Source organism: Bacillus multifaciens (assembly GCF_030756675.1).
Classification (GTDB): domain Bacteria; phylum Bacillota; class Bacilli; order Bacillales; family Bacillaceae_G; genus Bacillus_A; species Bacillus_A multifaciens.
On sequence record NZ_JAVBXD010000031.1, the window covers coordinates 18,190 to 31,067 of the forward strand.

10 protein-coding genes are annotated in these 12,878 nt (G+C 35.0%); 9 read left to right on the forward strand and 1 reads right to left on the reverse strand.

Features of this window, described 5'->3' with window-relative positions; all coding sequences use genetic code 11:
* Positions 1-33: 33 nt before the first annotated feature.
* The 9 genes from lhgO to Q9306_RS17905 all read left to right on the forward strand — a co-directional run bounded on the left by lhgO (position 34) and on the right by Q9306_RS17905 (position 11,377).
* Positions 34-1,254, forward strand: coding sequence for an L-2-hydroxyglutarate oxidase (lhgO, locus tag Q9306_RS17865; protein WP_306200902.1), 1,221 nt, complete (start codon positions 34-36; stop codon positions 1,252-1,254).
* A 568-nt stretch (positions 1,255-1,822) separates the two neighbouring features.
* The gene (locus Q9306_RS17870; RefSeq protein ID WP_306200904.1) at positions 1,823-2,374 is read left to right on the forward strand and encodes a restriction endonuclease; all 552 of its coding nucleotides are present in this window, start codon (positions 1,823-1,825) and stop codon (positions 2,372-2,374) included.
* Between the two features lie 162 nt (positions 2,375-2,536).
* A complete protein-coding gene (locus Q9306_RS17875) occupies positions 2,537-3,361 on the forward strand; it encodes a MerR family transcriptional regulator (RefSeq protein ID WP_306200906.1) in 825 nt (274 codons plus the stop codon).
* 48 nt (positions 3,362-3,409) lie between these two features.
* Positions 3,410-4,411 (forward strand): serine hydrolase domain-containing protein, encoded by a 1,002-nt coding sequence (locus Q9306_RS17880; protein ID WP_306200908.1) that lies wholly within the window; start codon positions 3,410-3,412, stop codon positions 4,409-4,411.
* A 454-nt stretch (positions 4,412-4,865) separates the two neighbouring features.
* The gene (locus Q9306_RS17885; RefSeq protein ID WP_306200910.1) at positions 4,866-6,638 is read left to right on the forward strand and encodes a UvrD-helicase domain-containing protein; all 1,773 of its coding nucleotides are present in this window, start codon (positions 4,866-4,868) and stop codon (positions 6,636-6,638) included.
* A 447-nt stretch (positions 6,639-7,085) separates the two neighbouring features.
* The gene (locus Q9306_RS17890) at positions 7,086-7,358 is read left to right on the forward strand and encodes an HU family DNA-binding protein (protein WP_001043860.1); all 273 of its coding nucleotides are present in this window, start codon (positions 7,086-7,088) and stop codon (positions 7,356-7,358) included.
* Between the two features lie 349 nt (positions 7,359-7,707).
* Positions 7,708-8,625, forward strand: a complete 918-nt coding sequence (locus tag Q9306_RS17895) for an NgoPII family restriction endonuclease (protein ID WP_306200913.1) — start codon at positions 7,708-7,710, stop codon at positions 8,623-8,625.
* Positions 8,626-8,740: 115 nt separating this feature from the next.
* Positions 8,741-10,000, forward strand: a complete 1,260-nt coding sequence (locus Q9306_RS17900) for a DNA cytosine methyltransferase (protein WP_306200918.1) — start codon at positions 8,741-8,743, stop codon at positions 9,998-10,000.
* A gap of 204 nt (positions 10,001-10,204) precedes the next feature.
* Positions 10,205-11,377 carry a restriction endonuclease gene (locus Q9306_RS17905; protein WP_306200921.1) on the forward strand — a complete coding sequence of 391 codons (1,173 nt, stop codon included), beginning with the start codon at positions 10,205-10,207 and terminating at the stop codon, positions 11,375-11,377.
* Between the two features lie 40 nt (positions 11,378-11,417).
* Here Q9306_RS17905 and Q9306_RS17910 read toward each other — a convergent pair whose 3' ends face one another.
* Positions 11,418-12,245, reverse strand: a complete 828-nt coding sequence (locus Q9306_RS17910) for a hypothetical protein (protein WP_306200923.1) — start codon at positions 12,243-12,245, stop codon at positions 11,418-11,420.
* Positions 12,246-12,878 lie beyond the last annotated feature (633 nt).

Consider the following 12,878-nt stretch of genomic DNA (forward strand, 5'->3'; position numbering starts at 1 on the left):
ACATAGATATTTTTTAAAAAGGGAGCGAGCAACATGTATGATTTTATTATTATCGGCGGAGGAATTGTCGGGCTTTCAACAGGGGTAGCTTTAACGAAAAAATTCCCTCATGCCAAAATCGCAATCATTGAAAAAGAAAACGAACTGGCCCATCACCAAACGGGACATAATAGCGGTGTCATCCATTCCGGCATTTACTATAAACCAGGCAGCTTCAAAGCAAAATTCGCAAAAGAAGGAAATGCTGCCATGGTGCAGTTCTGTAAAGAAAACGGAATCGCCTATGACATGTGCGGAAAGGTCATCGTCGCGACAGAAAAAGAAGAGATTCCGCTTCTGCAAAATCTCTATGATAGAGGCTTGCAAAACGGCTTAGAAATCGCAAAAATTAGTCCAGAAGAACTATCGGAAATAGAGCCGCATGTCAAAGGACTAGGCGCAATTCGCGTTCCATCCTGCGGCATTGCCGATTACAAAGGAGTCAGCCATGCCTTTGCTCGCTTCATTGAAAAAAACGGCGGAGAAGTGCACCTAGGCACAAAAGCAGAACAAATCTTTGAAAAAAAAGACGTTGTCACAATCGAAACAAACCAAGGCGTATTCGTAACGAAATTTCTCATTAACTGCGCCGGCCTACACAGCGACCGAATCGCCAAAAAAGCAGGAATACTAACAGACATGAAAATCGTCCCGTTCCGCGGCGAATATTACGAACTCATCCCAGAACGACGCCATCTCGTAAAACACTTAATCTACCCAGTCCCAAATCCGGACTTTCCGTTCTTAGGTGTGCATTTCACAAGAATGATAAACGGTGACGTACACGCAGGACCAAACGCCGTCCTAAGCTTCAAACGAGAAGGCTACACAAAAAAAGACTTTAACCTAAAAGACTTCATGGAAACAATGACCTACACCGGCTTCTGGAAAATGGCCATGCCCAACATGAAAGAGGGAATGAAAGAAATGATCCGCTCATTCAGCAAACAATCATTCCTCAAAAGCTTACAGCGCCTCATTCCAGAACTCACAGAAAAAGACATCGTCCCAACTCACGCTGGCGTAAGAGCACAGGCGATTCTCTCCAACGGAAACATGGTTGATGACTTTTGCATTATCCCAGGTATCAACTCGATGCATATTTGTAACGCTCCGTCTCCGGCTGCGACGGCTAGTTTGAAAATCGGGGAGGCGATTGCGGAGAAAGTTCCGGACGGAGTGGCTTCGGTGGGATTGTTTCGTGTGAAAGCTTAGTTAGATGAAGGCTATCCGCTGGGGATAGCCTCTTTCGTTTGACGAAATTTGTCGGAGGGTCTTTATTTTGTGTCGAAGCGCCGATATATTTTAAAAAGCGGTCGATATATTTGGAAAAGCGCTGATATATTGGTAAAAGTGGTCGATATCGTTTTATTGGTTGTCCACGTTATCGGGTTATAAGTCCTACTCGATAATCGTAATTTCCAACAAACATCATAAGCCTCAAGTGGTAGAGACATGGAAGTCAACTTTATTAGTGAGAATTGGCTTTTTTGTTTAAAAATGTAATAATATATTATATGAATAAAAGGATTTTTAATGAAAGGAAGAAGTAATGAATTTCAATGTAGAACTACCACAATCACTAAAAGACATGCTTTGGAATGCATGGATACTATTAGGTGTCGTATTTGTTGTATGTATTGTACTTGCAATCATTAGATCGCGTATACCAGATAGCATCCTGCCCATAATTAAAGGATTTATTGCCCTGGTTATTTTAGGAATCATATTTTATATAGTCTATTAAACTTAGTTATTTTGAAAAAAGAACGGAGGTGAGACAATGGCAAAACGAAAGCAAGATGATTCTATATTAGGTTCCCTGCTAGCTATGACAGTTGTTGCAATACTGTGGAAACGTGAGTTTTTGATACCGATCGTAATGGTATCAGCAGCTATTATATTGTTATATATTTATGTGCACGTTAAGAAACTAAGAGAACTAAGGCAATCAAAAATCTGTGATATTGATAAAATGAACGGCCATCAATTTGAAGAATACTTAGGTATTTTGTTTCAAAAACTCGGCTATCAAACACAAGTTACGAAGGCATCTGGTGATTTTGGAGCAGATTTAATTTTACGAAAAAATAACAAAAAGATTATTGTGCAAGCAAAACGTTATAAGAAGAATGTAGGAATTAGTTCCGTTCAAGAAATTGTTGGGGCAAAAGAATTCTATAAAGCGGATGAAACGTGGGTTGTAACGAATAGCAACTTCACATCCGCGGCACGCAAATTGGCTACTGTGAATCGCGTGGTACTAATAGATCGCGAGAGATTAATTCAATTAAGCACGCGGGTTAATCAAAGAAAAGTTAAAGCAACTGTGTAAATATAAGATTAAAGTAAAAAGCACTCTCATGAGTGTTTTTTTGCTTTGGTATGAAATATTAGAAGCATTATTGTGATTGACTTTGCCCTTAGGGTAAGCTGTATAAAAGAATAGAACGAAACATTTAGTCCCTATAAAAATAGGAAGAATGGAGGTAATCTTTTGCTATCGATTGGAGAGTTCTCAAAGATATGTGGAGTATCTACAAAAACGCTTCGATATTATGATGAAATTGGATTAATTTATCCCGGTGAGATTAATCCTGAAAATGGTTATAGGTATTATTCCATCGAGCAACTAAAAAAGATGCTTTTTATCAACCGCTTGAAGTCTTATCATTTTTCTCTGGAAGAAATCAAGGCCATTTTGGAATTGGAAGAGGATCAGTCAGAAGAGAAATTGTTTTCTACTCTTAATCGCAAAAGAAAGGAAATACAGGAAAAACTAAATGCTCTTGAGTATACCTTAAATCAAATGAGCAATCACATTCTCAATTTAGAGAAGGGCATACCGATTATGTCATACCTTGAAGATATAGAAGTACAACTTGTTGAAACAAAGCCGATGAATATCCTTTCTATGCGTCAGATGATGAGTAGCGATGACTATGCTGCAGGATATGGAAAATATTTTAGTAGACTATATGAAAAGATTGCGACTGAAAAACTCACCTTGCTTGGTATGCCAATGACGATTTACTACAGCCCTGAGTACAACCCTGCCGGCAATGATACAGAGTTTGCCATTCCGATAGAAGAAGCGGTCAAAGGAACGAGAGAGTTGCCTGGATACCTTTGTGCGAAGTCTGTTTTAAAGGGACCATACCCAGAATTGACATCGGTATATGCTAACTTGATGGAATGGGTTGAAAAGGAAGGATATGAATTGATAAACCCACCGTATGAAGTATATATAACCGAACCCAATCAAGCTACCGATCCTGAGGATATAGTTACCGAGGTATATTTTCCTGTAAAGAAAAGATAGAAGTGTTCGCTAAGCAAAACAAAATACACCTTATCGGAGGTATCTATCATGCAAAGAAATGACTGGCAAGCTGCAGACCCAAAAGCTTTGAAAATGGACTCTGAAAAACTTTCAGAGCTTGAGACTACGATAAAATCCGATTACAGCAATATTAACGGCATCGTTGTTGTGAGAAAAGGATATATTGCTCACGAAAGTTATTACAATGGTTACGGCCCAGATGATACGCATCATGTGGCGTCTGTAACGAAAAGTATCATTTCTGCCCTTATTGGTATTGCGATAGACGCAGGATATATTACAAATGTAGATCAGAGGGTACTAGATTTTTTCCCCGAATATGTTTCCGATGCTGCCCAAAAGCAGGAAATCACCATACGCCATCTTCTCACCATGACAGCGCCATATCCATTCGAGGACTGGCATGAACCATTAGACAAACTGTGCCAACAACCAGACTGGGTAACCTACACCCTTGATATGCTAGGCGAACAAGGAAAACTTGGCGTTTTTAAATATTCCACCGCAGGAGCACATCTGCTTTCAGCTATCATCACTCGCAGCACAGGCAAAAGCGCCCGTGAGTTTGCAAACGAACGCTTATTTAAACCAATCGGCATGAAAGAAGTCCCGGATCATGAAATGAAATCATTTGGATTTGAGGACTTATTCGGGAAAAATGTGAAAGGATGGGTGAAAGATCCAAACGGTAACTCCACTGGAGGATGGGGACTTACGCTAACTCCTCGTGATATGGCACGTTTTGGTTTTCTATATTTGAACCGGGGTATTTGGAACAACAATCAGGTTGTTTCTAAGATATGGATTGACGAATCAACAATGATAAACCCGAATCACTACGGTTATTTATGGTGGGTACATGAGGAGGACGGAATTTTTGCGTACTTAGCACGAGGTGATGGTGGGAATGTTATTTGTTGTATTCCAGAAAAAGATCTCGTTGTGGCGATTGCGTCAGAGTTCATCATGAACCCTCGGGATAGGTGGGGGTTGATTAAGGAATGTGTTATTCCGGCTGTAATAGATTGAACTTATGACCATCCAACTTGAAAAAGGATAATTAGCACTTTGAATATATCGCTGATTCCACAGTAGTGTGAAAAGGTGAAATTCTATTTTTTCCCCTCAACAAAATGGCATTTTTATTTCTCAACATCAATACTATCAAACATATGATAATATAAATTTGTTAATTTCTAACACCTCCATTCTAACCTATGGGGGGTGTTTTATATAATATATTAAAATTTCACGTACTATAAATGACAGAACTGACTTCTTTAGCAAACAGCAGAAGAGGGAAAAGAAGCGGACACTTCCCTACGCACCCTATCTTCCTTAATACATAACACTTTCCCGAGAAAACTTTACGTGGATATATTTATATATATTGTTATAATTTAGATTAAAAGAAATTGGGTTTTATTGTCTTTTGAAATAAACATATATAGAACGTACACGATATGGGAAAGAGGGAATTTTTGTGGGTTTACACATTATACCGACTGATTTGCCAAGTCTGACTTCAGGTGAAAGAAAAGTTCTTGAAAAAATTCGAGCCTTATATAAAAACATAGAGAGAGAAGCATATTTATATATTCAACCAAGAATTAGGCATTTAGAACCAGATTTCATTCTAATTGATTCGCAAAAAGGTGTAACGATTTTAGAAGTAAAGGACTGGGATATTTCTTATATTCACAGAGCTGATCGAAGAAAGATAGATTTAGCAGATGGAAGAAAGGTAGATAATCCCCTTTGTAAAACAAATGGATATTATAATGCTGCAAAAGGATTATTTAGATTGCAAGATGTTTTACGAGATGATCAGGCAGAATTAAAATTTAAGCTGCATGCTAGTGTTATATTTCCCAACCTCCATTCTAATGAAATTGAAGAGAATAGATTGGACCAAATATTTAACCAGCCACCAGCTAATTATATTTCATCAGATGTTTTAGGAAAGGTGAATATAAATCAGCTTTTTGAAAATGAATCATGCTTATTAGAAGAAGAGGAAATGATTACGATACGAACACTGTTATTTCCAGAAATTAAGGTTAGTAGCACGAAAACCACAAGCCCAGCAAATGCAAAAGATTTAATTACAGCGTTAGATGCAGAACAAGAACGTTTTGCGAAGCGTGTACCATATGGACACTATATGGTAACTGGAGTTCCTGGGAGTGGGAAAACTGTTTTGCTACTTGCACGTGCCATTCATTTAGTACGTGAACATCCGGATTGGAAAATAAAAATCTTAACATATAATAAGTCATTAAAAGCGAAGATCGAAAACAAATTAAATGCAATAGCAGCAGAGCTTGCTTTTGCAAATATTCGTTTAGAAAATATTGATATTAGTACATTTCATAAGTTTGCATTAGATATGGCAAGTATAAGTGTGCCTAAAAATGCGAAGCAAGAGTGGTGGAATGACGAATTACCTAAAATCGCAACCGAACGAGCACATTCAACATGTGATGCGATTTTAGTTGATGAGTACCAAGACTTCCTCGACGATTGGATTCGACTATGTGTAAAATCATGTAAAGAACATACATATATCAACAATAAAAAAGAAACAGTTACAGGAATAAATTTATTTCTAGCAGGAGACCGATTACAAAGTATTTACAATAATGCAGATCACAGCTGGAGAAGCTTAGGAATCGACATGCGTGGAAGAAGTACATTACTAAAAAAATCATATCGTTCCGGCAGCCAACATATTAACTTAGCCCTTAACTTTTTAAAGCAGGAAAAGAAATTAGAAGAAGAAGTAAATAAATTTTACTGTCCTATGAATGAATTATCATTTGAGAACCAGATAAAAGATGGAGTTAGCTTTATTGAAGGGGCATATAAAGAGATTAGCGACACAATTTATAACCTTATTTACAAAGAGAGCTATAAACCAGAGGATATTTTAATCTTATGCCGAGAACGGAACGAATGTAATAAATTAAAAAAGGAATTAGATTATAAGATACGTCAGCAAACAGAGATTCAAAAAGATATTACTGAAGGTCGTCTCATTATCACAACATATCACTCTTCAAAAGGCCTTGAGGCACCAATCGTCTTCTTAGTTGATGTTGATAGATTCGAAGAGAAGCAGCTCGTACAAAATGATATGCAATTACGAAAACTATTGTATGTAGGTATGACACGTTCTTCTGAACGTTTATATATTCATGCGAATAGTTATAGTAAGCCTTCTTTTGGGAAGGTGCTTCGGGAGGGTACGGCTTAATAAGTTATATTATAGTGGGAAAATCTCAATGAAATTGAAATGTCTACAGTAGAAGAAAACCTAGATTTTTAGAATTTTTTTATGAGAGTTAATTTAAAATTGTTTATGAGGCAATTAAACGAAGTGAAATTAACATTATGGATGATCAAATAATAGGTAGGGATTTTATAAGAGGAGATTTCTTACTTAGCAATTTTTTATAGAAAAATAAAACATAATAATCTAATATTTTATAGTTTACTGTCAAGTTTCACCATTTTTTCGGATTTTCTTAATAACATTTTCTTTAAAGATATTGAATTATAAGGGATAATCATATAACATAGCCCTTGATAGTGATTTATTTACATCTTTGTAGTATGGATTTTAGAAGAATTACCTACAAATGAAGGTAAGATTTATTTTATAATCATTATATAGTTGTATCTTTGGGAGGAGGTGAATGGCATGAACAAGACAGATTTAATCAATGCTGTTGCAGAAGCAAGTTCCCTTTCTAAAAAGGACGCAACAAAAGCAGTTGACGCAGTTTTTGATTCCATCTTAGAAGCTTTAAAGCAAGGTGATAAAGTACAACTTATCGGATTTGGTAACTTCGAAGTTCGTGAGCGTGCGGCTCGTAAAGGACGCAACCCACAAACTGGTGAGGAAATTGAAATCGCGGCAAGCAAAGTACCTGCATTCAAACCTGGTAAAGCGTTAAAAGATGCGGTTAAATAATCCCTTACATATTTAAGGAGAAGAAGAGTTTTCGTATTGAAAACTCTTCTTTTTTTATCTGAAAATACAAGAAGGTTCTTAGGTTTTATTCGTAAGATCTGATTTTAGAGTAATATCTAGTTAGACTTATTTTGTAAATGGTCCAAATTGTGAAGGGTTACTAGGTATACTACTATATGTTTTTCTATGTAAGAATTGGTGGATTATCACTGGGTGTTCCAAATTTAAAAATTAAATACATAAATAGTTATACATTTTAATAGTCTATTATGGTAGATTTTTGAATGTTTTTGTAGAATATTACGTAGATAGAAAATATAGTTTTTGTTCTGGATGAAGGGAGAATATTATGGCTGTTAATGTATTAAATGCACTTATGAATTTAGGAACCTATTTAAATAATGACATTAAAGATATATACTCAGGATCAAATCGGATGAATAGTCAGGGAACTGCGCTAGAATTTTATGTTAAAGATGCATACTGTAATGCATTTGATACAGAAAACATTGAAGAGAAAATAAAAATACATGAGCAATACTTTTCATATTTAGGTAATGATTCTAATCCACCTGATTTTGTTATTAAAGATGGTGAAGGTGTAGAAGTGAAAAAATTAGAATCCCTCACAGGACAACTGCAATTGAATAGTTCATATCCTAAAAATAAACTCAGACAGAGTGATTCGCGTATTTCTAACGAGTGTCGTACTTGTGATGGTGGAAAGTGGATTGAAAAGGATATGATGTATTCTATTGGTTTTATTCCAAAAAATAGTAATGAAATCAAGTTATTATGGTTTGTAGATGGTGAAGTTTATGCTGCAGATGATATAGTTTATAAAAATGTATTTGAACGTTTATCTAGTATTATTGAAACTGAATTTAAAGGATTAACATCAAAAACTAATGAATTAGCTAGATTTAATAAAATAGATAGTAGGGGATTAACTGATTTACGCGTTCGTTCGATGTGGCTATTACAAAATCCAATCAAAGCATTTAAGGACATTATCCTTTTTGATAAGGAGAATGAGTTTTCAGTAATTGCTATTATAAAGAAGGAAAAGTATGAAACATACGCCAATAAAGAAGAGTTTGAACAGTTTGTTCAAAATAGTTCTTATGTAGAAATAGAGAATGTTACGATTCCGCATCCAACTAATGCTAATGTAGAGGAACAGGTTGTTGTTATACATATGGCATATAAATCTTTAGAAGAAGCTCGAGAAGTTTCACAAAGTACAGAGCGTTTATCACTATTTTAAAAAACATAAAATTTTTAATTAATTAAGATCACCTAGATTGGGTGGTCTTTCTTATTGATAATTTTTCTTTAAAAACGTAAACTAATTGATAGAAATATCGAAGGGAGCATGTAAAATGGTAAAGTTAGATGAACGAGGTCGAGGGAAATTTAAACCAGCTCCTGATTATAGCTTGGAGGAAGTTAGGGAAACCTTATTACAAAAAATTGAAGAAGAACGACAAAAAGAGGTAGATACACGCAGTGATTTTGATGAAAATGATCTGAGCTATAACGAGAATAAATATAATGTTATAAGTTTATTTTGTGGAGCCGGGGGATTAGACTTAGGAATTGAGTTAGCTGGGTTAGAAGCTGTTCTAGGAACAGAGCGAGCAATGGAAGCTTTTCAAAATAAAGAAACTTACAATGCTATTCGTCATGAAAGTATTTTTCATAAAACATATGCTAATGACTTTTTTAGAGAAGCATTGCAAACATATAGAAATAATTTTTCTCAAGATGTGTATTTGCACAATAAGGATATAAGAAAAGTTCATACGTTTCCAAATGCAGACCTTGTATTAGGGGGATTTCCGTGTCCGGGTTTCAGTGAAGCTGGTCCACGACTGGTTGATGATGAACGTAACTTTTTATATTTACATTTTATTAGGTGCTTAATGCAGACCCAACCGAAATTCTTTGTTGCGGAAAATGTTAAAGGTATGCTTACACTAGGAAAAGGAGAAGTGTTTAAGCAAATTGTTCAGGATTTCGAAGCTGCGGGGTACCGCGTATATACCAAATTGGTAAATTCTCGTGATTATGGAGTTCCACAATTAAGAGAACGTGTATTTTTAGTTGGTGTGAGAAACGATTTAGAGTTTGTTTATGAATTTCCTGAGCCGACTCATGGTGAAGGTGAGGGGTTACTACCATATGTTACTTTAAAACAAGCAATTGGGGATTTGGAAAGTGATCCAGGACCTTACTTTACTGGTTCTTATTCGACAATATTTATGAGTCGTAATCGTAAGAAAAATTGGGATCAACAAAGTTTTACAATTCAAGCAAGTGGTAGACAAGCTCCGATCCATCCAGGCGGACTACCAATGGAGAATGTTGATAAAAACAAATGGATTTTTTCCGATGGGGAAGAGAATAATCGTCGCTTGTCGGTGAAAGAGATTGCTCGCATTCAAACATTCCCGGATTGGTATGAATTTAGCGATGGTGCTAACCAAAAAATGAGTGTGAATGGTCGATTAGACAAGATTTATAAGCAAATTGGCAATGCAGTTCCTGTTTTATTAGCTCGTGCAATTGTTAAACCGATTGCTGAATACGCGGTGAGTCAGCCGATAAATAGGGAAGATCAATTGATTTTTAATATATAATATATATCTACAGTAAGGGTATATAAGAAATGATTTTTATATAATTAAGTTTCTTTGTTTTAAAAGAGTTAGAAGGATAAGTCCAAGCGAAGAAATTTTAAGGATCTATGACGGTAATTATGTAGATAATATTCTATATAATATCGTCTTTTTTCGTTTTAAAAGTTAAAATGGTAGTAAAGACTTTTAGTAAAGGATGTTTTTATGGCTGTTTCATTTGCTAATTTAGATAAAGCAAATTTAATATTGGATGAAGTGTATTTAAGTGGTAGCAATGGAAATATGTCTGATGAGGTTTTAAGTAAATTAATGTATGTAGAGAATTCAGGAGGATTTAGAGCGAGGGGAACTAAAAAGGAATTTGATTTGAAATATGTTGTATTATTCACAACTGGAGAAGATGTTGATTGGGTAGATGAAATTGATGTGGAGAGCGGTAAGTTTATTTATTATGGGGATAATAAAAAACCGGGAAGAACCCTTCATGATGAAAGAAATAAAAAAATGGGAAATATTATTTTAAGGGAGTGTTTTAATCGTCTACATAGTGGTGACAGAAGTGAAATACCACCATTTTTTGTCTTTTCTAAAGAAAAAGGTAGAGATGTAAGGTTCAGAGGAATTGCTGTGCCTGGATATGAGGGTATGTGCGCTAATGAGGATTTGATAGCGATGTGGAGTATAAAAGATGGTTGTAGATTCCAAAATTATAAATCAACATTTACAATTCTAGATGTAAGTGAAATAGAAAGAAAATGGATTCATGATTTACTAATTGATAAAGGGATAGAAAGTAGGCATGCACCAAAAGCATGGAAAGATTGGATATTGAAAGGTTGCTATACGCCACTTAAGGCAAAAAAATCTAAGAAATATAGAAATAAACAAGAGCAATTACCTAATTCTAATAGTGATTTAGAGATTATAGATACAATATACAGTTATTTTAAAACAGGGCAAGCTTTTGAACCATGTGCTGGTAGAATAGCACAATTAATGGATTCAAATATAATTGGTTATGACGTTACAAAGAAATCACGAGATGGTGGAAGAGATATAGTTGGTAAATACAGAATTGGTGTTGAATCAAGCTCAATTTTAGTTGATTTTTCTTTAGAAGCTAAGCGATATGAGATGAAAAATGGTGTAGGTGTTAAAGATACATCCCGTCTAATATCAAGATTACGTCATAGGCAATTGGGTATCTTAGTTACAACGTCTTATGTAGGTATGCAAACGTATAAAGAAATTATTGATGATGAACATCCGGTAGTGATTATTTCTGCTGTTGAAATTGTTTTAATATTAAAGCGTGCTGGATATAAAAATAAAGAAGAAGTTTTAACGTGGCTTAAATCAAACTTTAAAAGAGAATAAGAGATAAATAAAAAACTAGCTAATGCTAGTTTTTTATTTATCATTTTTTTCTAGGAATTACAATATTAAAATCACTTTGTAAGCTGTTTAGAATATGGTTATGATTTAACCTATTTGGTTTAACAGGAATAAACTCACCTAGTTTGGATAATTCTTGTGCAGAAGTGATAGTAGTTAACGAATTAAGAGGATGAAAAGGTTTAAATTCTGTATATACATTTTTCCCTCTATTTGTGCCTTCTGTCATTGGATTAATAGGTCTACAAGCAATCATAAATTCCCCTACAGCTTGGGAAATTGTTTCATGATTAATAGGGCGTAAGTTATGTACTAAATCATCAATAGAGTTTGGTGGTGTGTTACTAATATACATACAGTTAGCGGTAGCATCTGTTTCTTCACCATATCCTCTAACTACAGAAATAACATCCTCTGGGGTAAAAATATCTAAAAAACGAATGGCTGTATTTCCGCTTCTTCTACCAAAACAAATACTAACACCAACAAATGGAGAAGCATTTGACTGTGTAATCCACCAATTTGCCCATTCGGTAATAGTATGGCTTAATCTATCAAACGTTTCTTCCCCAAATTCTTCTAAGAATCTTAAATGACCGTACCAATTTCCAAAATAATCAGCCGAAGATAGCTTGGCTGAGATTTTTAGATTAACTGAATCACTTAATTGAATAAGCACATCTGTTTTGTTATTTCTATCTTTAGAACCAATTCTATTTGATGAAATAATAGTTGAATTAGGTACAATACCTAATTCATTCATCCAATCAGGTAAGTGAGTTGGAATTTTTGTTTCAAGAGTAGCACAATCTGCAATTCTTTGTTCGAATAAATCTGTAGCTCTAGACAAAGTATTTCCCCCTTTTTGTAAAATATATACATAAATAATTATACACTATATGGTTATATAATTATATTATAATGCAAGCGTTAGTAGAAGGAGAAAACATGCAAGATAAATACACAGGATTAAATAAGAAATATGATCTTTTATGTGAAGTTAGAAGCACGAAGAAAAGAACTTCTCATACCCTATTAGGAACAAGCTAAGTCCCCTCTTTTAATTACTGGAATAGTGGGTGCAGTTGCCGGCACTATCGTGGAAATTGGAATGGATATGAGGTAATTTCCTTCCGCTACGTATTTTGCATCTTGGGCAGGCTGTCACCAGGGAATCATGAAGGTACAGGCAAAAAGATTACCCTAACGATGAAAGGAAAGTCCCACACCAAGTTAACGTTTTGGGTTGTTTCTCAGACAAGTCATACTTGGTCAGCTGCAAGGAATTGGTTACTAGCTGTATATCGAGGGAAGAAAAAAGCGCTCCTTGCCATCGCTCATAAAATGATAAAAATCGTTCATCATATCTTAGAACAGTGAACTCGATTTGTGGAGTATGAAAAATTACCAGCATAACCACGATTTTAACTTCAGATATGTAGGTTGCTAAAAAAAGCAATTATATCAGTAGCGTTCTTATTGT

Excerpts from the sequence above, each read along its gene's own strand:
- Q9306_RS17905 (WP_306200921.1), top strand. The coding sequence starts at position 10,205 with ATGGCTGTTTCATTTGCTAATTTAGATAAAGCAAATTTAATATTGGAT.
- Q9306_RS17880 (WP_306200908.1), top strand. The coding sequence starts at position 3,410 with ATGCAAAGAAATGACTGGCAAGCTGCAGACCCAAAAGCTTTGAAAATG.
- lhgO (WP_306200902.1), top strand. The coding sequence starts at position 34 with ATGTATGATTTTATTATTATCGGCGGAGGAATTGTCGGGCTTTCAACA.
- Q9306_RS17895 (WP_306200913.1), top strand. The coding sequence starts at position 7,708 with ATGGCTGTTAATGTATTAAATGCACTTATGAATTTAGGAACCTATTTA.
- Q9306_RS17890 (WP_001043860.1), top strand. The coding sequence starts at position 7,086 with ATGAACAAGACAGATTTAATCAATGCTGTTGCAGAAGCAAGTTCCCTT.
- Q9306_RS17870 (WP_306200904.1), top strand. The coding sequence starts at position 1,823 with ATGGCAAAACGAAAGCAAGATGATTCTATATTAGGTTCCCTGCTAGCT.
- Q9306_RS17900 (WP_306200918.1), top strand. The coding sequence starts at position 8,741 with ATGGTAAAGTTAGATGAACGAGGTCGAGGGAAATTTAAACCAGCTCCT.